The 25,031-nt window shown below is 57.1% G+C and carries 17 protein-coding genes and 6 pseudogenes; 13 read left to right on the top strand and 10 right to left on the bottom strand.

Going from position 1 to position 25,031, the window contains the following annotated elements:
• Nucleotides 1–2: 2 nt before the first annotated feature.
• The 3 genes from GST84_03815 to GST84_03805 all read right to left on the bottom strand — a co-directional run bounded on the left by GST84_03815 (nt 3) and on the right by GST84_03805 (nt 2,681).
• A complete protein-coding gene (locus GST84_03815; GenBank protein ID XGB11524.1) occupies nt 3–1,373 on the bottom strand; it encodes a PAS domain S-box protein in 1,371 nt (456 codons plus the stop codon).
• 90 nt (nt 1,374–1,463) lie between these two features.
• Entirely contained in the window at nt 1,464–1,817 is a 354-nt protein-coding gene (locus tag GST84_03810) for a hypothetical protein (protein ID XGB11523.1), read from the bottom strand.
• 42 nt (nt 1,818–1,859) lie between these two features.
• Nucleotides 1,860–2,681, bottom strand: a complete 822-nt coding sequence (locus GST84_03805; protein XGB11522.1) for a TIM barrel protein — start codon at nt 2,679–2,681, stop codon at nt 1,860–1,862.
• A 128-nt stretch (nt 2,682–2,809) separates the two neighbouring features.
• Here GST84_03805 and GST84_03800 point away from each other — a divergent pair.
• Nucleotides 2,810–3,960, top strand: a protein-coding gene (locus GST84_03800) for an IS3 family transposase (GenBank protein ID XGB11521.1) whose coding sequence is annotated in 2 segments (ribosomal slippage) — nt 2,810–3,044 and nt 3,044–3,960 — 1,152 coding nt in all. Because the reading frame shifts where the segments join, the coding sequence is not laid out codon by codon here.
• A 96-nt stretch (nt 3,961–4,056) separates the two neighbouring features.
• Here the strand turns inward: GST84_03800 and GST84_03795 are convergent.
• The 4 genes and pseudogenes from GST84_03795 to GST84_03780 all read right to left on the bottom strand — a co-directional run bounded on the left by GST84_03795 (nt 4,057) and on the right by GST84_03780 (nt 8,664).
• The gene (locus GST84_03795; protein ID XGB11520.1) at nt 4,057–5,502 is read right to left on the bottom strand and encodes an aldehyde dehydrogenase family protein; all 1,446 of its coding nucleotides are present in this window, start codon (nt 5,500–5,502) and stop codon (nt 4,057–4,059) included.
• A 372-nt stretch (nt 5,503–5,874) separates the two neighbouring features.
• Nucleotides 5,875–6,345 (bottom strand): annotated as a pseudogene (locus GST84_03790) (IS5 family transposase).
• Nucleotides 6,346–6,418: 73 nt separating this feature from the next.
• A pseudogene (gene ltrA / locus GST84_03785) lies at nt 6,419–7,618 on the bottom strand (group II intron reverse transcriptase/maturase).
• A 26-nt stretch (nt 7,619–7,644) separates the two neighbouring features.
• Nucleotides 7,645–8,664 carry an IS30 family transposase gene (locus tag GST84_03780; protein XGB11519.1) on the bottom strand — a complete coding sequence of 340 codons (1,020 nt, stop codon included), beginning with the start codon at nt 8,662–8,664 and terminating at the stop codon, nt 7,645–7,647.
• Between the two features lie 162 nt (nt 8,665–8,826).
• On the opposite strand from GST84_03780, the gene GST84_03775 reads away from it, so the two are divergent.
• The 6 genes and pseudogenes from GST84_03775 to GST84_03750 all read left to right on the top strand — a co-directional run bounded on the left by GST84_03775 (nt 8,827) and on the right by GST84_03750 (nt 13,066).
• Nucleotides 8,827–9,156, top strand: a complete 330-nt coding sequence (locus GST84_03775) for a hypothetical protein (protein ID XGB11518.1) — start codon at nt 8,827–8,829, stop codon at nt 9,154–9,156.
• 87 nt (nt 9,157–9,243) lie between these two features.
• On the top strand, nt 9,244–10,212 hold the full coding sequence (locus GST84_03770) for a DUF932 domain-containing protein (GenBank protein ID XGB11517.1): 969 nt from the start codon (nt 9,244–9,246) through the stop codon (nt 10,210–10,212).
• 79 nt (nt 10,213–10,291) lie between these two features.
• Nucleotides 10,292–11,296, top strand: a complete 1,005-nt coding sequence (locus GST84_03765) for an alkaline phosphatase (GenBank protein ID XGB11516.1) — start codon at nt 10,292–10,294, stop codon at nt 11,294–11,296.
• A gap of 88 nt (nt 11,297–11,384) precedes the next feature.
• A pseudogene (locus GST84_03760) lies at nt 11,385–12,334 on the top strand (hydrolase or metal-binding protein).
• The gene (locus GST84_03755) at nt 12,306–12,533 is read left to right on the top strand and encodes a hypothetical protein (GenBank protein ID XGB11515.1); all 228 of its coding nucleotides are present in this window, start codon (nt 12,306–12,308) and stop codon (nt 12,531–12,533) included. The pseudogene GST84_03760 and the gene GST84_03755 overlap by 29 nt, the downstream one beginning before the upstream one ends.
• Nucleotides 12,530–13,066: pseudogene (locus GST84_03750) on the top strand (hypothetical protein). The gene GST84_03755 and the pseudogene GST84_03750 overlap by 4 nt, the downstream one beginning before the upstream one ends.
• A 181-nt stretch (nt 13,067–13,247) precedes the next feature.
• Here the strand turns inward: GST84_03750 and srpR are convergent.
• Together srpR and srpS are read right to left on the bottom strand one after the other, a co-directional pair.
• Nucleotides 13,248–13,889 (bottom strand): solvent efflux transporter antirepressor SrpR, encoded by a 642-nt coding sequence (gene srpR, locus GST84_03745; GenBank protein ID XGB11514.1) that lies wholly within the window; start codon nt 13,887–13,889, stop codon nt 13,248–13,250.
• Nucleotides 13,890–13,894: 5 nt separating this feature from the next.
• Nucleotides 13,895–14,674: a solvent efflux transporter transcriptional repressor SrpS gene (gene srpS, locus GST84_03740; protein ID XGB11513.1), complete on the bottom strand. Its 780-nt coding sequence runs from the start codon at nt 14,672–14,674 to the stop codon at nt 13,895–13,897.
• A gap of 223 nt (nt 14,675–14,897) precedes the next feature.
• Between srpS and srpA the strand changes: the two genes are divergently transcribed.
• From srpA to GST84_03715, 5 genes and pseudogenes are all read left to right on the top strand, one after another.
• The gene (gene srpA / locus GST84_03735; protein ID XGB11512.1) at nt 14,898–16,046 is read left to right on the top strand and encodes a solvent efflux RND transporter periplasmic adaptor subunit SrpA; all 1,149 of its coding nucleotides are present in this window, start codon (nt 14,898–14,900) and stop codon (nt 16,044–16,046) included.
• 13 nt (nt 16,047–16,059) lie between these two features.
• Nucleotides 16,060–19,209: a solvent efflux RND transporter permease subunit SrpB gene (gene srpB / locus GST84_03730; GenBank protein ID XGB11511.1), complete on the top strand. Its 3,150-nt coding sequence runs from the start codon at nt 16,060–16,062 to the stop codon at nt 19,207–19,209.
• Nucleotides 19,199–20,611, top strand: coding sequence for a solvent efflux RND transporter outer membrane subunit SrpC (gene srpC, locus GST84_03725; GenBank protein XGB11510.1), 1,413 nt, complete (start codon nt 19,199–19,201; stop codon nt 20,609–20,611). The genes srpB and srpC overlap by 11 nt, the downstream gene beginning before the upstream one ends.
• A gap of 415 nt (nt 20,612–21,026) precedes the next feature.
• Nucleotides 21,027–21,335 carry a LysR family transcriptional regulator gene (locus GST84_03720; protein ID XGB11509.1) on the top strand — a complete coding sequence of 103 codons (309 nt, stop codon included), beginning with the start codon at nt 21,027–21,029 and terminating at the stop codon, nt 21,333–21,335.
• A gap of 101 nt (nt 21,336–21,436) precedes the next feature.
• Nucleotides 21,437–22,778 (top strand): annotated as a pseudogene (locus tag GST84_03715) (IS21 family transposase).
• Here the strand turns inward: GST84_03715 and GST84_03710 are convergent.
• Nucleotides 22,778–23,298, bottom strand: a pseudogene (locus GST84_03710) (IS21 family transposase). The pseudogenes GST84_03715 and GST84_03710 sit on opposite strands and share 1 nt — an antisense overlap.
• A gap of 204 nt (nt 23,299–23,502) precedes the next feature.
• Here GST84_03710 and GST84_03705 point away from each other — a divergent pair.
• On the top strand, nt 23,503–25,017 hold the full coding sequence (locus GST84_03705; protein ID XGB11508.1) for an IS21-like element IS1491 family transposase: 1,515 nt from the start codon (nt 23,503–23,505) through the stop codon (nt 25,015–25,017).
• Nucleotides 25,018–25,031 lie beyond the last annotated feature (14 nt).

Here is a 25,031-nt window from a genome sequence, read left to right as displayed (position 1 = left end):
ACCTAATCAGACCTTTCCCAACGTTTCATCTTTTGGACAATGGTGGCTTGGCTGACGCCCAGGGCTTTTGCCGCAAGGCGGGTGGTTTTGTGAATACGCATCGCGGACATGATGGCGCTGCGTTCTGCATTCTCAATGATCCTGCGCAAGGGGAGTCGGCTCAGGTTTTCGCCCTCTGCATGCAGGTTCAGCATCTCCTCCGGTAGGTCTAGCGCTTCAATCGTTTCAGACTCGCAGGTAACGACCAAGCGCTCGACCAGATTTATTAGTTCGCGGATATTTCCTGGCCAAGCATACTCACAGAGCAGATCGACCGCCTCGAGACTCCATTTCATGTTTTGCTCATATCTGCCGTTGAAATGAGCAAGGTAATGTTCCAGGAGCGTGGGTATCTCATTGCCACGTTCCCTCAGGGCAGGGATTTTGATCGGAACGACATTGAGTCTGTAATACAGATCCGCCCGGAACAAGCCATCAGCAACCCGCTGTCGAAGATCATGGTGGGTCGCGCTGATGATGCGGACGTCGACCTCCTTTAGCTCTAGGCCTCCAACAGGGATGAAGCGATTTTCCTCGATGGCCTTGAGAAGCTTGACCTGAAGGGATAGGGGGAGATCACCAATCTCATCGAGGAACAAGGTGCCATGGTTGGCGAGCTCCAATAGCCCTCTCTTCCCTTTTGCAGCGGCCCCTGTGAAAGCTCCTGGCGCATATCCGAACAATTCCGCTTCTATGAGGTTTTCCGGCATTGCTCCGCAATTGAGAGGTATGAAAGGCTCATTTGCCCGAGCGCTTGCATTGTGGATGTACTGGGCGACGAGGCTTTTGCCTACCCCGGTCTCTCCGAGAAGCAGAACCTTCACATCGCTACTGGCCACTCGTCGAGCTTGGGCAAAGAGCTGTCCAGTCTGTGCCTGGTCGAAAACCATTGGAGACTTTGCGAGCTTCATGTATTCGCCAGCGTGCAGTTGCGCGGTGCTGCTACGAAGCTTTTTGAGCCCAGCTAGCTCATCACGCTCGTGCTTCATACGCAGAAGCTCGGTCATGTCCCGAACTGCGCTGACGACGTAGCTGATGCGGCGATCTTCAAAAATCGGCGTAGCGCTTACCAAAAGCTTTTTGCCGTTGCTTAGGCTTTGCATCACTGATACTGGAGCGCCTTGCTGGAGCACGCGCAATGATGCTGACTGTGATAAGACACCATCGCGTACCAGGTCATGCATGCTACGCCCGATGATTTGCTCACCTTCAAGCCCTGTCAGTCGCTCGTATGCAGTGTTCACCTTCACGGTGATACCGGCGCCGTCGGTGATATAGACGCCGTCATGCAACGCATTCAAGAACGTGTCAAAGGTTTGGTCGTTGAAGTCCACGATCAGGATCTGCCACAGAAAAGGATAGTGTACGTGGTTTGGTCACTAACAGGAGCAAGCCTGTGGAGTCACCAGCCTGGCTGTGCGATCTCAGCCCTGTGGTAGCGCTGACGAACCTCGACATTGATCGTCGAGCGAGGCATACCAGTCTGCGTAGGGCGTATTTACAACCATTTTTCGGTTGTAGTCCGGGCTACCGTCCTTCCACCATGGCGCCCCTCGTTCACCGAGCTTTACCTTGGCGTCATTGACAAGCTCCCTTGCGACACGAAGCTCAGTGGCGTCTCCGGAAGACTTGGATTTCTTAACTGCGCGCCGGGCGTTCATCAACTCCTTAACCAATCGACCTCGCTCATCCTCGGAAAGCGACGGATCGCTGCAGCGCCACAGTCGACCTTTGACCACAAAGTATCGCCCGTCAGGAGTCACGGCGTAGTTGCTCATGTGATCACTCTTTAGGCAGCAGCAATGGAAAACTTGGCTGTATCACTCAGGAAGATCATTCGAGTAACTCCTCCAGCACGAGGCGCTATGGTAAATCTGCGCGTCCAGTTGAGCCTGGTCGTCTGCGAATCTCGGAGAATTACTCGGGGTGAGGTGAGCGAGCACTGGCTCAATCGCCACATGGCCAGCAAAGCCACCCTCTAGGAGCGTCCGGTGATGCGTCCTGAAATTGATGTGTCCGGTTCCAATTCCGCCTCGGCCTGAATCGGAGATGTGATAGATCTCGAGTAAGTCCAAATTGGCCCGTATAGCCTGCAAGGGATCCTGCTCATTGATGTTCATGTGAAAGCTGTCCAAGATCATGCCCATGTTTCCCTCACCGACAGCTTCGATAAGCTCCCGGCACTCCTGAGCGGTGTGTATCAGGGGTACTTCGTAATGGTTGCATACCTCGTAAAGCGTTCGGACGCCGCGTTCATGAGCGTATCGGTTAACCGCCTCGCAACAGGTTAGGAGTTGATCCTTGGCATCGTTCCTGTTGTCACAGTTCTTCGTCCACAGCGAGAGGCCTTGAAGCGTAACCGGCACCGTCCCGAGAATCTCGGCAAAATCGATCACGCGTTTGTAGTAGGCGACAGCTCCGGCTGCACTGGCAGTGCTCGGGTCAGTAGGCCCAGCATTGAATGGGTCGACGGCGATGACTTCTAACCCTGACTGGATGGCGCTGTTTCGAAGCTGAATCGGATCGACGTCTCTATGATCACCAGCGTATTGAATGCCGTCCAAGCCCAGTGCTTGCGCTTTGTTGATCACGTCCTGAGCCGCAGTGAGCCCCAATGTCCAAGTCACAATGCTAATGCTCATCCTAGATTTCTCCCCTAAAAATCTCATCTAAGGCATTCGAATATGCAATGCTCACGTGGTTCAACTGAATCGCCCCTGGTTTCGTAGACACCTCCAAGCCTCATAATGAGGCCCAAATAGGAGGTGCCATGAGTCGTCAGCGTTACCCCGAAGAATTCAAGATCGAAGCGGTCAAGCAAGTGACCGAGAAAGGCAAACCTGTCGCCGATGTCGCCCAGCGCCTGGGCATGTCCGTGCACAGTCTTTACGCCTGGATCAAGGTCTACAGCAAGCCCCAAGAGCAGCGTCAGCAAGACGACGATCAGCAGGCCGAACTGCGCAAGCTACGCGCTGAACTCAAGCGCGTGACGGAAGAGCGAGACATCTTAAAAAAGGCCGCCGCGTACTTTGCCAAGGAGTGCGGCTGAAGTACGCCTTCATCAAGAAGCACTCGACTGATTACCCGGTGCGGCGCCTTTGCCAAACCCTCAAGGTGCACCCCAGCGGCTACTACGCCTGGCTGGCCGAGCCTCAATCTGCCCGAGCAAAAGAAGATCAACGTCTGCTTGGCTTGATCAAGCACGCTTGGCTAGAAAGCGGAGGTGTATACGGCTACCGCAAAATTCACGATGACCTACGTGAGCTGGGAGAGGAATGCGGACGAAATCGAGTCGGGCGCTTGATGCAGGCGGAGGGGCTGCGTTCGCAAACGGGCGATCGGCGGCGTCCAGGGTTTTACGGTGGAAAACCAACAGTGGCCTCGCCCAACCACCTCGCGCGGCAGTTCAAGGTCAGTGAGCCGAACAAGGTCTGGGTGACAGATATCACTTACATCCGCACCTATGAAGGATGGCTCTATCTAGCGGTAGTGCTGGATCTGTTCTCACGCCAAGTAATTGGTTGGTCAATGAAGCCAAGGATGTGCAGCGACCTGGCTATCGACGCAATGTTGATGGCTGTGTGGCGACGCAAGCCACAGCAGCAAGTGATGATTCACTCAGATCAAGGTAGTCAGTTCAGTAGCTCAGATTGGCAAAGCTTCTTGAAGGCTAACAATGTAATCAGCAGCATGAGTCGGCGGGGAAACTGCCACGACAATGCCGTAGCCGAGAGCTTTTTCCAACTTTTGAAGCGGGAGCGCATCCGACGAAAGATCTACACAACCCGTGAAGAAGCCCGAAGTGATATTTTCGATTACATCGAAATGTTCTATAACCCTAAACGCCGACACAGCAGTGCTATGCAGCTGTCTCCAATAGAGTATGAGAAACGCTATTTCCTGAGCTTGGAGAGTGTCTAGGAAACCAGGGGCGATTCAGAGAGATACAAGCCTGGACTGCATTGGAGGCTCACAATCGAGCCCCCAACACACGCCGCCTTAGGAAGACGTGAGGTCTCAGGCGGTCATTACGGTGACCGACTTGGTGACCAGGTACGGCTCAAGAGCCTCTGGGCCACCTTCCGAGCCGTAGCCCGAGTCTTTAACACCGCCAAACGGCATTTCAGGAACCGGAGTCGAAGGCTGGTTGATCCAGAGCATGCCCACTTGGAGAGTTTGGGTAAGAAGGTGAACGTTGCGATATGAACGCGTGAAAGCATAACCGCCCAGGCCGAATGGGAGACGGTTGGCCTCAGCTATCGCTTCCTCAATATGATCGAATCCACGTACAGCTGCGATCGGACCAAACGGTTCTTGAGAAAGCACTTCAGCATCCAACGGAACATCTGCTAGAACAGTTGGGGCGAAGAAGTTGCCTGTCGAGCCGATTCGCTCACCACCAGTCGCTACCGTCGCGCCCGATTTACGTGCGTCTTCAACCAAACCTGCGATTGCCTCTACTCGACGAGCATTCGCTAGAGGCCCATAGTTAACTCCATCTTCGAGGCCATTACCGATTTTGAGGCCTTCAGCGTATGCGACCATGCCTTTCACAAAGGCATCTTTGATGCTGTTATGCACCAAGAATCGTGTCGGGGAGATGCACACCTGACCGGCGTTCCGGAATTTAGAGGCGCTTGCCACCTGGATAGCTAACTCCAAATCGGCATCCTCGGCGATGATCACTGGTGCGTGTCCACCCAGCTCCATCGTCGCCCGCTTCATGTGCAGGCCAGCCAGGGCAGCCAACTGTTTACCGATCGCAGTGGAACCGGTGAAGGTGATTTTGCGGATCACTGGGTGCGCGATAAGGTATTTGGAGATCTGGTCGGGGTTACCGTACACCAGACCGATAACTCCCTTTGGTACACCTGCGTCGGCAAATGCACGAATCAGTTCGGCTGGTGAACGCGGGGTCTCTTCAGGAGCCTTCACCACGAAAGAGCAACCTGTTGCCAATGCAGCACAGAGCTTACGAACCACCTGGTTAACCGGGAAATTCCATGGCGTAAAGGCTGCTACCGGGCCAACTGGCTCCTTTACGACAATTTGGCTAGCGTTGATATTGCGAGGAGGAACTACACGACCATAAACGCGACGACCTTCCTCGGCAAACCACTCAATGATATCTGCCGCAGAGTTGACTTCGATACGCGACTCCAGCAATGGTTTGCCCTGCTCTTGAGTCATGTACCGGGCGATCGTTTCGGCCCGCTCCCGAATGATGGAAGCGGCTTTGCGCATGATGGCAGATCGCTCGTATGCAGGTACATTACGCCAGACATCGAATCCAGCCTGTGCCGCATTAACAGCTTGTACAAGGTCACCTTCAGACGCATGGGCAACGGTACCAATTCTCAAACCGGTTGCGGGGCTAACAACATCAATAGTTGATCGACCTTCAGCATCACGCCACTCTCCATTGATGAAAAGTTGAGTATCTGGGTACGTCTCATTAATCATAAATCACCTTTTTAATTGTTAGCTGAGTGCCTAGACCCTTGCGGTATCATGGCATGTGATTCGCGGTGAATCCGCCTAAAAATACACGGCAATCAAGACAGTTTAAAACTGACTCGCAGAATCATTAAAACGACTTTTTTTCCTTCATCCAGTCCTTATCATTGCAAAACCAGGTCTACCCTTATCCTAGAGCCAGCCAAGGATTATCAGATCCACGCAAGCTTTAGGGATGGTCTGAAGTAGTCAGGTATTTCTGGCTGACTCCAGCCCTTGCCGATTTCAAAACGGTAATTCGGCTAAAAAACGATCAAATCATCCCCTCTTTCCGGATTTATAGCCGGCGCGAGCACCTCGCGCCGGCCATTTCCCGCATTACAGACGCACCTCTCCTGCATTCGTCAGCAAATGTCGGCGCGCCATCCACAGGTTCGACAGCGCGAACAGTGTCACCAACTGCGCGGTGTTCTTCGCCAGGCCACGCAAGCGTGTCTTCACGTAGCCGAATTGGCGCTTGATCACCCGGAACGGGTGCTCGACTTTGGCGCGCACCTGGGCCTTGGATTTCTCGATCTTGCGCTTGGCTTTGTACAGCGCACTGCGCTTACTCAGCTTCTTGTACGTACTGCGGCGGGCCGCAATCTGCCAGATCACCTCCCGGCCTTCATGTTCCGGGCGTTTCTCTACGCCGGTGTAACCCGCGTCGGCGCCGACCCTGTTTTCCTTTCCATGCAGCAGTTTGTCGACCTGGGTAACGTCAGCAACGTTGGCTGCCGTCCCCACCACGCTGTGCACCAGACCTGACTCGGCATCCGCGCCGATGTGAGCCTTCATGCCGAAGTGGTGAGTCGGCCACAGGAACTGCCCCCGTAGCCGCTCGCAGAACCGTACGTGACACTCTCGCGTCATACGGCTCCCGTTATCCAACCTGTTGCTCGGTTACTTGCCAGTGATAAAACAGTCGAGGGGCAGCCGTCTGCACCGTGTCCAACCATTGAGATATGCGCCGCTTGCGCCCGTGAAGTATTTTGTACTTACGACCGGCCCAACGCTTGAGTGCGCTATCGATATGTCGAAAGATGCCAAGCATGGCCGTCCGATAGAACGCGCCATAGTACTGCCACCAACCTTGTATCACTGGGTTGTAAAGCCGAGCCACAGCAGCCAGCGTCACGTGAGTTTGGCGGTTGACCCGCCACTCGCGCACTGCTCGCCGCATCCGCTTCAACGCTTGCGCACTGACTCCCGGCAGGAAGCTGGTGAAAAGGTTGTTCTGTTGGCCGATTGCCTTCCTGGGTCTAAAAGTGAAACCAAGGAAGGTAAAGCTCACATGCGGATACTCCGCGCGTCGATTGCTGTCCTTGCAGTACACGATTTTCGATTTCTCGGGATGCATCGTGAGACCACAAACTGCTAGACGTGAAGCGATTGAACGCATCACGTGTTCTGCCTGCCTCTCGCTACGACAATGCACTACCGCATCATCGGCGTACCGGGCAAAAGGACAGTTTGGGCTGTTTCGTTGCATCCAAGCGTCAAAGGTGTAATGCATGAACAGATTCATCAGCATGGGACTGATCACGCCGCCTTGCGGGGTGCCACGTTCGCGTTGAATGCGAACGCCATCTGCTGCCTCGAACGGAGCAACCAGCCATCGTTCGATGTACAGCAGTATCCAGTCCTCTTTGATATGGGTTCGCACCGCTTTCATCAGCAGTTCATGATCAATGTGATCAAAAGCCGCCTTGATATCAAACTCCACCACCCAGTCGTATCGCCAGCAGCGCTCGCGTGTGATCGCTATGGCCTGTTTGGCTGAACGCCCTGGTCGGTATCCATATGAGTCCGGATGGAAAAGCGCATCCAGCTTCGGCTCGATGAGGAGTTTGACTACAGTTTGTGCGATACGGTCGCTGACCGTAGGCACTCCCAGCCTGCGTATACCCCCCGATGCCTTCGGTATCTCAACAACCTTGACCGGCGGCGGGAAATAAGACCCCGACGACATTCGATTCCATAGCTTGTAAAGATTCTTCGGCAGGTTCCGCTCAAAATCGGCAATGGTCTCATCGTCGATTCCAGCAGCTCCCCGGTTGGTTCTGACCTGCTGATAGGCCTGGCGGCCTCAGGTTCCAAGTGCAACAGTCAGTTGATAATGTTGAGCCGATTGGTTGCCAGCAGTTGCAGATGATCCGTCAACACTTCAACAGGGAATTTCCAGCCCAATGTCTGACGAGGTCGGGTGTTGAGCAAGTCGGCAATCTCGTCCAGCCGCTCCTGGCTAACCAGCGACAAATCGGTGCCCTTGGGTAAGTACTGCCGGAGCAGGCCGTTCGTGTTCTCGTTGCTGCCTCTTTGCCAAGGGCTGTGCGGGTCAGCGAAGTAGATCTTCATTCCCGTACGAGCTGTCAGCTCTTGATGCTTGGCCATCTCGCTGCCTTGGTCATGGGTCATGGTTTTCAGCAGCGCCGGTGCCATCCGCGAAAGTTCTCGCGTCATCCCCTCTAGCGCGGCGTCTGCGGTGGGCGCATCCAACTTGGCCAGGATCACGAAACGGCTCGTGCGCTCGACCATCGTCGCTACTGCCGAGCGATTGTTCGCGCCCATGATCAGGTCGCTTTCCCAATGACCTGGCACTTGTCGACCTTCGACCTCTTCAGGCCGGTAGCGAATATTCTGTTCAGCTGGATAGCGCTCGCGCCGAGCTGGCGCAGTGCTGCGAGTACGCCGCTTGCTGCCGCCCTGGCGCAGGTAACCAATGAGTTGACGCTTAAGCTCGCCGCGTGGGTATGCATAGATTGTCAGGTAGATCGTTTCGTGACTCACATGCCGCTCAGGATTATCAGGCCAGTAGTCCTTGAGTCTGGCGGCAATTTGCTGAGGAGACCAGCCCTTGGCTAACATGCTGTGTACGACCTGGAACAGTTCAGAACCAGGGGCAAGAAGCTTGCTGCGCCTCGGGACGTGTCTGAGGGCACGGGCTCGAGCACCGGCAGTGCTGGCGTCATAGTGCCCAGGCTGCGACTGGCGCCGCACCTCTCGACTCAGCGTGCTGGGTTGGCGCCCAAGAACTTGGGCGATGGCTCGCAGCGAGGCGCCTTGCATACGCATGATCATTAGCGTTACGCGCTCTTCGATGGTCAAGTGGGTGTAGTGAGTAGTCATGCAGCACCTTACCTCGGGTGTTGCACTTGGTCACTGAGACCGCCCTCTTGGCCGACTGTAGCTCAATACGCCTTAGTAAGCTGCTGAAAAGCGGCCATTCGATTCGAAAAAAACTCAGCCCTACATAACAGCAGTGACATTCCTACCAATGAGGTTCTCACCATGTCATTGCAGTGCCCTCGCTGTAACTCCCCCAAAATCGCTTCCTTCCATCACGCCATGAAAGTCGGTGCAGCTATTGGCACCGTAGGCGGTGTTGCGCGTGGCGTCAGCGCAGCCTGGACCGGTGGGCAGGCCGGCGCAGCCATCGGCGCGCTCGCCGGGCCGGTCGGTATCACGCTCGGCTCAGTGTCGGGCGCCATCCTCGGCGGTCTGGCAGGTGGCGTCGGTGGATGCGCGCTCGGCGCTCAACTCGGCGAGTCGCTCGACCGCCACGTTCTGGCCCACAACCTCTGCCTGCTCTGCGGTCATCGCTTCAACCTGCCGACCTGATCCAGCGCTATTCCCATTCATTCATCTAGTCGGTGCTGCGCCTCGCTCAGCGCTTTATACCGATTTGTACCTAAAGGAATAACTCACATGGCACATCTCATCGAAACCATGGCCTACGCTGGCGCTACCCCGTGGCATGGCCTGGGCAATCAGCTCACGCAGAAGCAACCCATCGAAGTCTGGCAACGCGAAGCCGGCATGGACTGGCAGATCCTGGAGAGCCCCGTGCATTTCAAGTCGGATGCCGTCGGCCATCTGGGCGCGATCCACTCCTTCCCGGAGCAGAAGGTGCTGTTCCGTTCGGACACCAAGGCACCGCTGTCGGTGGTCTCCCAGCGCTATCACACCGTGCAGCCGCGCGAAGTGCTGGAGTTCTACCGGGATCTGACCGAGGTCTCCGGCTATGAGCTGGAGACGGCTGGCGTACTCAAGGGCGGTCGCAAGTTCTGGGCGCTGGCACGTACCGGGCAAGGCGCTGCGCTCAAGGGCAACGACCAGGTCAACGGCTACCTGCTGCTGGCCACGTCCTGTGACGGTACCCTGGCCACCACGGCAACGCCGACCACTGTGCGGGTGGTGTGCAACAACACTCTGACCATCGCCCTGGACGGCACCAGCCGCGCGATCAAAGTGCCGCATAACACCCGCTTCGATCCCAAAGTGGTGAAGAAGCAACTCGGCATCGCCGTCTCCCAATGGGACGATTTTATGTACCGCATGCGCGCGCTGGCCGAGCGCAAGGTGCAGTGGCATGAGGCTTTGGGATTCTTCATGTCTGTGCTCTGCGAAACCAGCCCAACCGGTGCAATGCCGGAGGTATTACCGAACGAGCGCGCCCTGCGCAAAGTCCAGGAGCTATACGAAGGTCGTGGTCGCGGTAGCCTGCTGGACTCGGCACGCGGCACCGCCTGGGGCCTGCTCAACGCCGTGACCGAGTACGTCGATCACGAGCGCCGGGCACGCAGCACGGAGTATCGCCTCGACTCTGCATGGTTCGGCCAAGGCGCCCAGATCAAGCAACGCGCCTTGGATACAGCCCTGCAACTGGTTGCCTGACCTTTTACCAACCCCACCCCATAACGCCCGACCCGCTTCGTTGCAGGTCGGGCGTTTCTATTTCTGCAAGGTGAATGCTATGAAAGCCACTTCATTGAATCGCAACATCAGCAAGCCTCGTCCGGCTCTGCGCTTGGTAAGCACCAAGGAGCTGCCGCGCGAGGACTGGCTGCAGATCCGCAAGCAAGGCATCGGCAGTTCGGATGCCGCCGCTGCGGTCGGCCTGAATCCCTACAAATCACAGCTGGAGCTGTGGCTGGAGAAGACCGGTCGCGATGCCGGCATGCCCAAGGCCGATCCCCAGGATGAGGAAAGCCCGATGTACTGGGGCAACGTTCTGGAACCCATCGTGGCCTGGCACTACAGCAAGCGCACCAAGAACAAGGTGCGGCGCATCAATGCCGTGCTGCAACACCCGGATCTCGAGCTGCCCTGGATGCTGGCCAACATCGACCGCGAGGTGATCGGAGCCGACGACGTGCAGATCCTCGAATGCAAGACCGCCGGCATAAACGGGGCACGTCTCTGGAAGGAAGGCATCCCCGAGTATGTCGAGCTTCAGGTGATGCACCAGCTCGCCGTCACTGGCAAGCAGGCTGCGGACGTGGCGGTGCTGCTCGGTGGCCAGACGCTGGAGATTCATCGCATCGAACGGGACGAGCAGATGATCGCACGCCTGATCGAGCTGGAGCGCACATTCTGGCGGTACGTCGAAACTGATACACCTCCACCGGCTGATGGCAGTGCTTCGGCTGAATTGGCGCTGCGTTGCCTGTATCCCCAGGACAACGGCGAAGTCGTCGACTTCAGAAGCCATGCCGAACTGACCGCTACCTTCCTGGAGTTCAAGGTCGTTCGCCAGTCGATTGCCGATAAGGAAAAGCGCGAGGCGGAACTCAAGCAGTTGCTGCAGCAGGCAATGGGCGACGCCAGTCGGGCGGAGTTCACCAGCGGCTACGTCATTTGGCGCAAAGCCAAGGACAGTGTTGGCCTCGATGTCGCTCAGTTGCTCCGGGACAAGCCCTACCTGCAGGCCAGGTACCCACAGCTGAAGCCCGGTGCGCGGCGCTTCTTGGTCGGCTGATTTTCACTTCCCTCACTCCCTTCCCCTTGGCCAATCCATGCAGTTCGCGCTGCGTGGCTGGCCTTTTTTCATTTCCAGGAGAACCACCATGCTGAAAGGCTTAGCCCTGACGCCCCCAGTGCTCGGGCGGATTTCCATCGGCAAGGTCATCGAGAAGAACGGCAAGCGCCTGCCGGAGAAGGATGACCAGTTCACCATCACCTCCCAGGTACAAGACAAGGACGGCTGGCTGCTGCACCCGCTCAACGACGGGCTGCGTCAGGGTAAGGACGATAAGCTGCGCAGCATCCCGATGCGCCTGCTGTTCAACGAGCCTGAACTGAACTTTCGTGCCGACTACACGCTGTTTGATCGGCAGTCCGGACGACCGCTGTGCGTGGGCAACGGTGAGACCTGCAAGCGCATCACAAAAGACGGGATACAGTCGTTGCCCTGCCCTTCGCCAGATGCTTGCCCGTTGGCCAAGGGTAATGCCTGCAGGCCCTACGGACGGCTGAACGTGGTCATTGGCGATGAGGATCCGCTTGGTAGCTTTGTGTTTCGTACCACCGGTTTCAACAGCATCCGCACCCTCGCCGCCCGGCTGCATTACTTCCAGGCCATCTCCGGCAACCGCCTGGCATGTCTGCCGCTGGAATTGCGCCTGCGTGGCAAGTCCACCCGCCAAAGCCATGGGACGCCAATCTTCTACGTCGACCTGACAGTACGCGGCGGCATGGACATGGCCGAGGCGCTGCAGGCCGCCAGTGAGCTCGATGCGCAGCGACAAGCGACAGGCTTCGATCAAGCCGCGCTGGATGAAGCCGCGCAGCGTGGCTTCGCCAATGGCGCGTTCGAGGACAGCGAGGAAGACGCCAGCACCATTGTCGAGGAGTTCTACCCGTCGAGGAAAGCCAATCCCCAGCCGCCAACCCTCCCCAGCGATCTGCGAAAAACAGCCTGGCCGAGAGGCTGGAGGCGCAAGCCAAGTGCCATACCCCATGGATTGATCACCACCAAGGAGCAGACCATGCGACTGCACAAGCTGAAAGCCAGTGACTCGACCGGCACCTACCTGGTCGAGTCGCCGGTAACGAGCGCCATCGAGCGCAACCTCGCCGAGCTGTACCTGGGCTGGCCGGAAAAACTGCTGGTGCGACTCAACGGCCTGCTGCCAGGCCTGGTCGACCGGGCGATCCGCAAGCAGCTGCCGACCATTCCCCGCTTCACCCATTCCTCCAAGACGCCCCCCCAATGAAAAGAACCCTGACTCACCTCGCCGTTGCCCTGGCAGCCCTGAGCATTCACACCGGCGCCTGGGCGCTGGATGCCGCCGGCACCCAGCAGTTGCAGGCCATCCAGCAACGCTGGGCGCAGATCCAGTACGACACCCCGCAAGAGCGCAAGGTCGCCGAGTTCGAGAAGCTGGCCGAGCAGGCCGAAGCGTTCACCACAGCCGAGCCGTAAGCTGCCGAGGCGTGGATCTGGAAAGGCATAGTCACCAGCAGCTGGGCCGGTGCCCAGGGCGGCCTCGGTGCCTTGAGCAAGGCCAAGCAGTCGCGCACTGATCTGGAAAAAGCCCTGCAACTCGACCCCGATGCCCTGCAGGGTTCGGCCTACACCAGCCTGGCTGCGCTGTATGATCGCGTGCCCGGCTGGCCGATCGGTTTCGGCGATGCGCAAAAGGCCGATGAACTACTCAGGCAGGCGCTTTTGATCAACCCGGACGGCATCGACAGCCTGTATTTCTGGGGCGATCATCTGGCCCGTGAAGGCAAGTATGCCGAAGCCTACGGTGCCCACGGCTATCGAGTAGAAAGCGCTGACGCCTTGTTGCCGCTGCTTGACCACTGTATCGTCAACCCTGGCGTGCACGTGATTGACTGCCCTGTCGACTATAGCGAGAACGACCGCATCCTCAACAGCGAGCTTCGGGAACGAGCGCTGGCTATATAACCGACGCGTCATCCCCTCACTCGAAGGGTTTGGCTTGCTTAATCTGAGCCTCCTCGCACAACAAGAAGCGAGGAGGCTCCCTGAGCAAAGCCAAAAACGATCCCAGCGCAACTTTGATTATCTGAGTCTGCTGGTCCTTGCTTCGTAATCCCTCATAGAGCAGTCCGGTGATCAGTCCTTTGAAGACGCCGATTGAGGTGTGAAGATCCAGATTTATGGGCAATTCCCCTTGGGTAACCGCATGCCGAAGAACTTGGCGAATGTACTGCAGGAACCGATCGCTCGCTTGCACCATTCGATTATGGATCAGGCCCGACTCATCAAGCCCTTGGTAAATCAAGATCTCCGAGAACTGCTTTGACTGGGGGCTATGCACGGCGTCCAGCATGGCGACAACCACCGCCTCCCAAGAACGCTCAATACCTAAGTCAGGAGTAAAGTCCAATTCGAGGGGATGCTGCCGAGATGCCAGCACCGCCTGGAGCACTTCCAGCTTCCCGTTAAAATGCCAGTAGACAGCACCACGCGTGACGCCTGCCTTCCGAGCTATCTGATCTAGGGTCGCGTCGGGAACACCCTGGGCAACAAACACCTCAAGCGCCGCATCAATAATGCGCTGTCTTGTCTCCTTCGCCTCAGCTGCCGTCTTTCTGGCCATCTTATCTAGGGAGCTTTCTTCGACGCGCGGCCGATAGCACGCTCTATGTTCAGCTTGCTCTGCAGCAGAGCTTTTTTGATCAAGTCTGACTGCTTGCTCGCTCTGGAACTCGGCATTACGACCGCGAGGGAGTAATACCCGAGGTAGGTATCCAAAAGCGTTGCGAATGAGCACACGCCATCAATGTGCTCGTCCAGATCGCTGGCAACGCCACTCTGCCGCACTTCGCTCAGTTGTTTGACAAGCGCCTTTCGTCCTAGGGTGTTGGAGGTGAATACTGGCAGCTGCTCGCCAAGCGCGGCTTGTAGGGTTTCGTCAGGTAATGCTGCCAAGAGGACTTTGCCGGCCGCCGTCGCTGCGGCGGGTACGTTAATACCAATCGGAAACACTACCCGCAGCTCTCGCTCTGACACGATACGGTCAAGCACGTAGATTTTATCTCCGGCCAGAGAAGCCAGACAGACCGACTCGTCCAGCTCCTCAGCCAGCGAGCGCAAGTACGGTTTCACCAAAGAAAGAATGTCTGTTTGCGCCTGATTGATTAGCTGGCCAAGCGCAGGGCCAAGTCGAAAACCTCCGGCAGGCCCTAAAGCCTCGACTAGGAACTCTTCTTCCAGAGCGTTGATGATTCTCTGAACGGTGGAGCGAGGCAGCCCAACCAGTTGCGCAATGGCCGCCAAGCTCAAGCCGTGCGGATGACTGCCAAGCGCTCGCATGATCGAGGCTGCTCTGGCGATGACCTGGATGCCCCCGGCCTTGCCAATATTTTCATCTGATTGGTTCATATCTTTCCTCTGCGCGTACGGCTGCGTCCTATCACATTGGCCGCCACTGTAGAGCTCTCGGCCTCCGCTAGCCAGCCACACATCGCGAACGCCTCAATCGGTAAACCTCGACCAACCGCGGCTCAGGCTTGCTTGCGTCAAGAGTATCACATAATGGTACACTCTACCGCATTACGATTCAGCAATAGCCCCCGTCATGCGGGCAGAGAGATGGAGCCAAACCGTGAGACAGATACGATCCCCGCGTGCATTACGGGTAATCCCCTTAACTGCGCTGATGCTAATTTCGGGATGTGGTGAGAAAGAACAGGTTAGCTCTGCAACTCCACCACCGGACGTGGGCGTGTACACCGTGCGTGCACAAGCTCTGACCCTGACAACTGACTTGCCTGGCCGGACTTCGGCATTCCGTGTAGCGGAAGTCCGCCCACAGGTTTCGGGGATTCTTCAGAAGCGGTCGTTTGTTGAAGGCGCTGAAGTCAAGCTGGGTCAGCAGCTTTATCAGATTGACCCACGGACGTACGAAGCGCAGTTGCGTCGTGCAGAAGCGAATCGAACTAGCGCACAAAACCTGGCTCGTCGCTATGAAACGCTGTTGAAGACCAAGGCAGTCAGCAAGCAGCAGTACGACGATGCGCTTGCCGCATGGAAACAAGCAGAAGCCGATTACCAGGTGGCTCGCATCGACGTTCAATACACACGGGTGCTTTCCCCAATCTCCGGGCGCATTGGTCGCTCGACGGTCACCGAGGGGGCGCTCGTTACCAATGGCCAAGCTCAGTCGCTCGCCACCGTCACGCAGCTGGACCCCATTTATGTCGACGTCACTCAGCCAATCACAAAGCTTCTTGGTCTGCAAAAGGCGCTGGAGTCAGGCCGCCTTCAAAAGACAGGCGAGAACCAGGCTGAAGTCAGCCTGACGCTGGATGACGGAAGTGCTTATCCACTGCCAGGAACTCTGAAGTTTTCCGAGGTGAGCGTTGATCCCACAACAGGTTCTGTGACCCTTCGCGCCGAATTTCCCAATCCTAATCGCAAGCTGCTACCAGGCATGTTTGTGCATGCTCTGCTGAAAGAGGGCGTGCAAAACGCCGCAATCTTGGTACCGCAACAAGCCATCAGCCGCGATACGAGAGGTGTGCCAAGCGTCTGGGTCGTGAAGGCTGACAACACCGTCGAGTCCCGTGAGATTCAGACCCTCCGAACCGTGGGCAATGCTTGGTTGATCAGCAACGGCGTGACCGAGGGAGAGCGGATCATTACCGAAGGTGTTCAACGTGTTCGCAGCGGCATCGCTGTCAACGCGGTTGAGGCCAAGAATGTGAATTTGGTAGACGGCTTCGCCGCTACCACAGAAGCCTCGGCTAACTGAGGGGGCACGATTCATGTCTCGTTTCTTTATCGACAGGCCGATTTTTGCCTGGGTTCTCGCTATCGTGGCCATGCTTGCCGGTGCGCTGTCTCTGGCGAAAATGCCCATTAGCCAATATCCAAACATCGCGGCCCCTGCCGTTTCGATCCAAGTCAGCTACCCAGGTGCTTCTGCACAAACCGTGCAGGACACAGTGGTTCAGGTCATTGAGCAGCAGCTCAGTGGGCTGGATGGGTTCCGATACATGTCGGCAGAGAGCGCCTCTGACGGCAGCATGACCATCATCGTGACCTTTGAACAGGGAACCGATCCGGATATCGCACAGGTTCAGGTGCAGAACAAGCTGCAGCTGGCAACACCTCGTTTGCCGGAAGAGGTTCAGCGTCAGGGTCTTCGTGTAGTGAAGTACCAGATGAACTTCTTCCTGGTCATGAGCTTGGTGGATCGTTCGGGCAAGCTCGATAACTTCGACCTGGGCAACCTGATCGCGTCACAGCTCCAGGACCCCATTTCGCGCATCCCAGGCGTCGGCGATTTCCAGCTGTTTGGCTCGCCTTATGCCATGCGTATCTGGCTGGACCCAGGCAAGCTCAATAGCTATCAGCTGACGCCCACTGACGTCGCCAGCGCTATCCGAGAGCAGAACGTTCAGGTGTCCTCCGGCCAGTTGGGTGGATTACCAACTCGCTCAGGCGTCCAGCTGAATGCGACCGTTCTGGGCAAGACGCGCATGACCACGCCTAGCCAGTTCGATGAGATTCTGGTCAAGGTAAACCCGGATGGCTCGCAGGTACGAGTGAAGGATGTTGGTCGTGCGGAACTTGGGGCTGACAGCTTCGCCATTTCCGCGCAGTACAAGGACTCGCCAACCGCAAGCCTGGCGCTGCGCTTGTCCACCGGCGGCAATCTGCTGGAAACCGTAGACGCGGTCAAAAAGCTGATGGAGCAGCAAAAGGCCTACTTGCCAGACGGCGTGGAGGTCATTTATCCCTACGATACGACACCGGTTGTTGAGGCCTCGATTGAGTCGGTAGTACACACGATCTTTGAGGCGGTGGTACTGGTCTTCCTGGTCATGTATCTGTTCCTGCAGAGCTTCCGGGCCACACTGATCCCCACCCTGGCAGTTCCAGTGGTGCTGCTCGCCACTTTCGCCCTTTTGCCGTACTTCGGCCTGAATATCAACGTGCTCACCATGTATGCCATGGTGCTGGCTATCGGCTTGCTGGTCGACGATGCAATCGTCGTGGTCGAGAACGTTGAGCGGCTCATGCATGACGAGGGCTTGTCGCCTCTTGAGGCTACCCGCAAGTCGATGGATCAGATTTCAGGGGCCTTGGTGGGCATCGGCATGGTGCTGTCGGCTGTATTCGTACCCATGGCCTTCTTTGGTGGCTCCGCTGGCATCATCTATCAACAATTTGCGATCACCATCGTAGTCTGCATGGGGCTTTCGATCTTGGTCGCTCTTGTGTTCACCCCAGCACTTTGCGTGACCATTCTCAAAGCTCCGGAGGGTAATTCACACCACGAGAGAAAGGGCTTCTTCGGCTGGTTTAACCGCATCTTCGACCGCGGCACGCGGCGGTTCGAGCGAGGCGTCGGCGCAATGCTGAAGGGGCGCGGTAGGTACCTGCTTGCGTTCTTGCTCATCACCGGAGGAACCGGCTATCTGTTCACCCAGATCCCTAAGGCATTCCTGCCCAACGAGGATCAGGGCTTGATGATGATCGAGGTGCGTACACCGGCAAACGCTTCCGCTGAACGTACCGAGGGTGTGCTTCAAGAGGTGCGAGACTACTTGGCCAATGATGAAGGTGCATTGGTTGAGCACTTCATGACGGTGAATGGCTTCAACTTTGCTGGTCGTGGTCAGAACTCGGGGCTGGTGCTGATCACCTTCAAGGACTGGAAGGAGCGTCACGGTGCTGGGCAAGACGTATTCAGCATCGCGCAACGGGCTAATCAGCATTTTGCCAAGATCAAAGATGCCAGCGTCATGGCGTTCGTCCCTCCAGCCATTCTGGAAATGGGCAACGCGATGGGCTTCAACTTGTATCTGCAGGACAACCTCGGTCTAGGCCACGAAGCATTGATGGCAGCTCGAAACCAATTCCTGCAACTGGCAAGCCAGAACCCTAAGCTCCAGGCAGTTCGTCCAAACGGCAAGGACGACGAGCCGCAATTCCAGGTGAACATCGATGACGAAAAGGCCCGTGCGCTGCAAGTAAGCATCGCGTCCATCAACGAAACGATGTCGGCAGCCTGGGGCTCGATGTATGTCAACGACTTCATCGACCGCGGCCGGGTCAAACGGGTGTACGTCCAGGGCGAAGACATCTCGCGAATCTCCCCTGAGGACTTCGATAAATGGTACGTGCGCAATAGCCTGGGCCAGATGGTTCCGTTCTCGGCGTTTGCAACCGGTGAGTGGGTGAACGGCTCACCGAAGCTGGAGCGCTACGGTGGCATTTCGTCCCTGAACATCCTCGGCGAGCCAGCCCCTGGATACAGCACGGGTGACGCGATGATAGCTATCGCTGAAATCATGCAACAACTGCCTGCCGGCATTGGCCTGAGCTACACCGGTCTCTCATATGAAGAAATCCAAACTGGCGACCAGGCACCATTGCTCTATGCGTTGACTGTGCTGATCGTTTTCCTGTGCCTGGCCGCTCTGTATGAGAGCTGGTCGGTACCGGTCTCAGTGATCATGGTTGTTCCTCTGGGTATTTTGGGCGCGGTGCTGGCAACGCTTTGGCGCGACCTGACGGCAGATGTGTACTTCCAGGTGGGCTTGATGACCACGGTTGGCTTGTCCGCCAAGAACGCCATCCTGATCGTAGAGTTCGCCAAAGAGCTGTATGAGAAGGAGGGTTATCCGATCGTCAAAGCTGCGATAGAGGCCGCCAAGCTGCGTTTGCGTCCGATATTGATGACCTCGCTGGCATTCACCTTCGGTGTGCTGCCGATGGCCATAGCATCCGGCGCAGGCGCTGGCAGCCAGCACTCCATTGCTACCGGCGTCGTCGGAGGCATGATCACAGCAACGGTGCTGGCTGTCTTCTTTGTTCCGCTGTTCTACGTAGTAGTTGTCAAGCTTTTCGAGGGGCTCATGAAAAGAAAGCCAAACGCGGTCAAGGAGGTGACTCATGAAGTTTAAGTCACTCCCCATGTTTGCTTTGCTGATGCTCGGCGGATGCAGCTTGATCCCCGACTATCAGCAGCCAGCCGCACCGATGCAGGCACAATGGCCAACGGGCCAGGCCTACGGCGGGCAGGGAGACCAACGCAGTATCGCGACGGCTCTCCCCAAGGCAAAAGAGTTTTTTAAAGATCCAGCGCTGGTCCGCCTCCTCGATGCAGCACTAGAGAACAACAGAGATCTTCGAATCGCTGCCAAAAATGTTGAATCCTACAGAGCGCTGTACCGGATCCAACGAGCAGAGCGGTTTCCCACACTTGATGGCCAAGCCTCTGGAAATCGAACCCGCTTGCCTGACGATTTATCCCCCACCGGCGATTCTCGGATCGATAGCCAGTACCAAGTAGGCTTGGTGACTGCCTACGAGTTGGACTTATTTGGCCGAATCCGAAGCTTGTCGAACCAAGCACTTGAAAAATACCTCGCTACTGAGGAGGCGCAGCGCAGCGTTCAGATCGCACTCATAGGCGATGTGGCAACCACCTATTTTCTGTGGCGAACCGACCAAGCGCTCTTGGAGCTGACCGAAGCGACGCTGACCAGCTACGTTGAAAGCTTGGCAATGATCGAGTCGAGTGCTTGGGCAGGAACCTCGTCGGAGCTAGATGTTCGTCAGGCCAGGACTTTGGTGAACCAAGCCCAGGCCCAGCAGGCCTTGTACACCCGTCGAATAGCGCAGGATGTGAATGCACTGGAATTGTTGCTGGGCAGCAAGATTCCAACGGATTTGCCAAAAAACTCGCCACTGGCCATGAGCGCCCTAGGGAAGGTTCCAGCTGGGCTACCAGCTGATCTGCTGCTGAACAGACCGGACATCCGTTCTGCTGAACATCAACTTATGGCCGCGAACGCAAATATCGGCGCAGCTCGTGCGGCATTTTTTCCACGCATTAGCCTGACAGCTTCAGCGGGCTCAGCCAGCAGCGATCTTGATGGACTGTTCAACAGCGGATCTGACAGCTGGAGCTTCGCTCCACAAATCAGCGTGCCGATTTTTAACGCAGGAAAGCTGCGAGCCAATCTCGATTACGCTGAGCTTCAGAAGGATGTGGGCGTAGCGACCTACGAGAAGAGTATCCAAACCGCTTTCCGAGAGGTAGCCGACGGACTCGCTGCGAGGGGAACTTACGGCAAACAGCTCAGTGCTCAAAGCGAGCTGGTTGATAATTATAAAGCCTATTTCAGCTTGGCCCAGCAGCGCTATGACCAGGGCGTCGATAGCTATTTGACAGTGCTGGATGCTCAACGCGAACTGTTTTCCTCACAACAGAAGCTATTGAATGATCAGCTCGATCAAATCAATAGTGAAGTCCAGCTTTACAAAGCCCTCGGGGGCGGCTGGAGCGTGAGTCAAAACTAAGATCCTGGGCAGCGGCTAGCAGTAGCGCTGCCCTAGATTTCAAATATTGAAATATTTTTCGAACTGAAGTGGCGAATTATCGTCGATTTTAAATCGGGAGTATTAGCAATGGGGTTGATATCAGCAAGCGCGTTAGAGGTTCGCTTCGAAGACCGCCCTGACGATGATGTACTTTTAGCCGTAGACGACCTGGTTAACGTGCTTCGCACTGCGCCGGGGTGTATGAGCTATACGATAATCGCGCTGAACAAGTACTTCAGTTCGATGATCATTAGCGGCTTCCGGGACAATGAGAAAGATATGATAGATCATTTTTCAAGCTCAAGTTTCGCAGCATTGACTGATTGCTTGACCTCCCATTGCCGAGGCATCTCCTTTAGAGCATTGTTCATGGATAATGAAATGCGAGGGCAACATGCAGAATCCTGAAAAAGCGCTACTGGATGTAGATTTAAACAGCCTGATTACTTTCTTGGTGGTATATCAAGAAGGGGGAGTGACTCGGGCTTCTGAGCGCTTGGGTGTAAAACAACCAGCTATCAGCAATACCATAGCTAAGCTTCGCAAACGATTTGGTGATGAGCTCTTTTTGGGTAAGCGGGCTTGGACACCGACAGAACGCGCAGACCAGCTTGCAACCGCTCTAGGACCTGCCCTCAGCACTTTGCAGGAGGCGCTTGCTAGCGTAGATAAAGAAAGCGTGTTGCCGCTGACCGAAAACTGACCCAGTTTCGCCCGTTGTGCTGACTGAAAACTGACCCAGGTGTTCCACTGCACCTGCTCAATTTTTGAGCAGGAGAACACAGGGTGATCAGCATGGAAATGATGGGCAAAATTCGGCGGATGTATTTCCGCGACAAGCTGTCGTTGCATGAGATAGCCAAGCGCACCGGACTGTCGCGCAACACCATCCGAAAATGGGTAAGAGCGTCGGAGTCCAAGCAGCCGGTTTATCAACGTCGAGCCGTGTTCAACAAGCTCAGTCCCTTTCACGACCTTCTGGAACAGGCGCTGCGGGCTGATGCCTTGAGGGCCAAGCAGCATCGCCGCAGCGCCAAGGCGCTGCTGGCCATGATCCGCGCTGAAGGCTATGACGGCGGCTACAGCCAGGTCACTGCCTTCGTTCGTCATTGGCGCGGAGAGCAAGGCAAGGTGGTACGGGCATTTGTGCCGTTGGCGTTCGCGTTGGGCGAGGCCTTCCAGTTCGATTGGAGCGAGGAAGGCCTGCTGATTGGCGGTGTTTTCCGACGTGTCCAGGTCGCGCACATGAAGCTATGTGCCAGCCGAGCCTTCTGGCTAGTGGCCTATCCCAGCCAAGGACATGAAATGCTGTTCGATGCCCATACCCGCTCATTCGCCGCCTTGGGCGGCGTGCCGCGTCGCGGCATCTACGACAACATGAAAACGGCGGTCGACAGGGTCTCCAAGGGTAAAGGCCGCACGGTCAATGCTCGCTTCATGGTGATGTGCTCGCACTACCTGTTCGACCCGGACTTCTGCAACGTAGCGTCCGGCTGGGAAAAAAGGTATCGTCGAAAAGAATGTCCAAGACAGTCGACGCCGCATCTGGCTGTCCGCCCGCGACAATACTTTCCATAGCTTCGAAGAGTTGAATGCCTGGCTTGCCCAGCGCTGTCGGGCTCTGTGGCAAGAGCTGATCCATCCGCAGTACAACGGCCTCACCGTCGCAGAAGTCTTGGAACTGGAGCGCGTCGAAATGATGCCGATGCCGACGCCTTTCGACGGTTATGTAGAACGCACGGTTCGCGTTTCCAGCACCTGTCTGATCAACGTGGCTCGCAACCGCTATTCAGTACCCTGTGAGCGTGTTGGCCAGTGGGTCAGCAGTCGGCTCTATCCCTCGCGGATCGTCGTGATTGCCGATGATGGTGTGATTGCCAGCCACGAGCGCCTGTTTGATCGCGATCAGGTCAGCTACGACTGGCAGCACTACATCCCCCTCATTGAGCGCAAACCGGGAGCCCTGCGCAATGGCGCTCCGTTTGCCGATTTGCCCAAGCCATTGCGCCTGCTCAAGCGTGGCCTGCGGCGTCATGTGAACGGTGATCGCGTCATGACCCAAGTCTTGGCTGCGGTGCCCATTACCGGTCTGGACTCCGTTTTGGTGGCCGTGGAACTGGTGCTTGAGTCCGGCAGCTTGAGCGCGATCAACGGCATGTAGTGCTGCCAGTCGTAGCTGACCTGGTCTCGATCAAAAAGCCGCTCATGACTGGCGATAGTTGTCTCATCAGCAACGACCACAACCCGCGAAGGGTATAAACGGCTACTGGCCCACTGACCGACGAGTTCGCAAGGCACCGAGTAACGATTGCGCGCCACGTTGATCAGACAGGTGCTGGAAACGCGAACCGTGCGTTCTACATAACCGTCGAAAGCGCTGGGCATAGGCATCATTTCCACCCGTTCCAGCTCCAGGACATCTGCCACCGTAAGCCCTTTGTATTGCGGTGCGGCAGCTCGCTCCAGAGAGTTCGGCAGCGCTGGCCGAGCCAGACATTCAGCTCATCGAAGGTATGAAACAGGCAGTCTTGAGCATCGAGCCAGATACGTCGCCGATTGTCTTGGACGTTCTTCTCGACGATCCCTTTTTCCCAACCTGAGGCTACGTTGCAGAAGTCTGGATCGAATAAATAATGCGAGCACATCACGGCAAAACGGGCGTTGACTGCGGATTCCACGGTCATCTGGCCACCCATTCCATGAGCATCTGACCACCGATTCCACGCTGATCCGGCCACCCATTCCACGCGCATCCGGCCACTGATTCCACGGCCATCCGGCCACTCAACCGGGCAGGCAGCTACGCAGGATTTCTTCACTACCATCGACCTCTTTTTCGAAGCAGAGAGGTCGTCGTGGAGCGTTTATCCATGCGTAAGATTCGCGAAGTACTACGTCTCAAGTTCGAGGTCGGACTATCAGCTCGCCAGATTGCGGTCAGCGTGCAGGTCGGTCGTGTCACCGTCGGCGACTACCTCAATCGTTTTGCCGCCAGTGGTCTCAGTTGGCCCTGTTCGTTGTCCGATGCCGAGTTGGAGCAGCAACTGTTCCCGCCGGCCCCGGCGGTTGCCAGCGAGAAGCGGCCTTTACCCGATTGGGCATGGGTGCATGCCGAACTGCGCCGCCCCGGGGTGACCCTGGCGCTGCTCTGGCAGGAGTACCGCCTGAGCCAGCCGCAGGGCTTTCAGTACAGCTGGTTCTGTGAGCACTACCGGGCCTGGCAGGGCAAGCTGGACGTGGTGATGCGTCAGGAGCACCGCGTCGGCGAGAAGCTGTTCGTCGACTATGCCGGCCAGACGGTGCCGGTTATCGACCGCCACAGCGGCGAGATCCGCCAGGCGCAGGTGTTCGTCGCGGTGCTCGGCGCGTCCAGCTACACCTTCGCCGAAGCCACCTGGTCGCAGCAGCTGCCGGACTGGCTAGGCTCGCATACCCGTTGCTTCGCCTTCCTCGGCGGCGTGCCGGAGATCGTGGTGCCGGACAACCTGCGCAGCGCGGTGAGCAAGGCCCATCGTTACGAGCCGGACATCAACCCCAGCTACCGCGACCTTGCCGAGCACTACGGAGTGGCGGTGGTGCCGGCGCGGGCACGCAAACCGCGCGACAAGGCCAAGGCCGAAGTCGGCGTGCAGGTGGTCGAGCGTTGGATCCTCGCGGCCCTGCGCAACCGTCAGTTCTTCTCCTTGGACGAACTCAACAGCGCCATCTCCGTGTTGCTGGAGCGGCTCAACCAACGCCCGTTCAAGAAGCTGCCGGGCTCGCGCCAGACGGCCTTCGACAGCCTGGATCGTCCGGCGCTGCGCCCCCTGCCGGAGCAACCCTACGTCTACGCCGAGTGGAAGAAAGCGCGGGTGCACATCGACTACCACGTCGAGGTCGATGGGCATTACTACTCGGTGCCGTATCAACTGGTGAAGAAGCAGCTGGAGGTGCGCCTGACGGCGCGCACCGTCGAGTGTTTCCACGCCAACCAGCGAGTGGCCAGCCACCTGCGCTCAATGCACAAGGGCCGGCACAGCACGCAGGCCGAGCACATGCCCAAGAGCCATCGCGAGCATGCCGAGTGGACGCCACAACGGCTGATCCGCTGGGCCGAGCAGACCGGGCCGAACACCGCCGGCGTGATCCGGCACATCCTCGAACGGCGCATCCATCCGCAGCAGGGCTACCGGGCCTGCCTGGGCATCCTGCGCCTGGGCAAAACCCACGGCGAAGTGCGCCTGGAGTTGGCCTGCCGTCGCGCCATCAGCCTCGGCACGTGCAGCTACAAGAGCCTCGAATCGATCCTGCGCCAGGGGCTGGAGAACCTGCCGCTGGCCCAGCAGCACCTGCCCCTGCTGCCGGACGACCACGCCAACCTGCGCGGCCCCGGCTACTACCACTGAACACAAGGAATCCC

Origin of the sequence: Pseudomonas putida (assembly GCA_041879295.1) — a bacterium.
GTDB lineage: Bacteria > Pseudomonadota > Gammaproteobacteria > Pseudomonadales > Pseudomonadaceae > Aquipseudomonas > Aquipseudomonas putida_Y.
The sequence above is the reverse complement of the archived record's forward strand: the minus strand, read 5'-3'. Positions and strand labels throughout refer to the sequence as shown.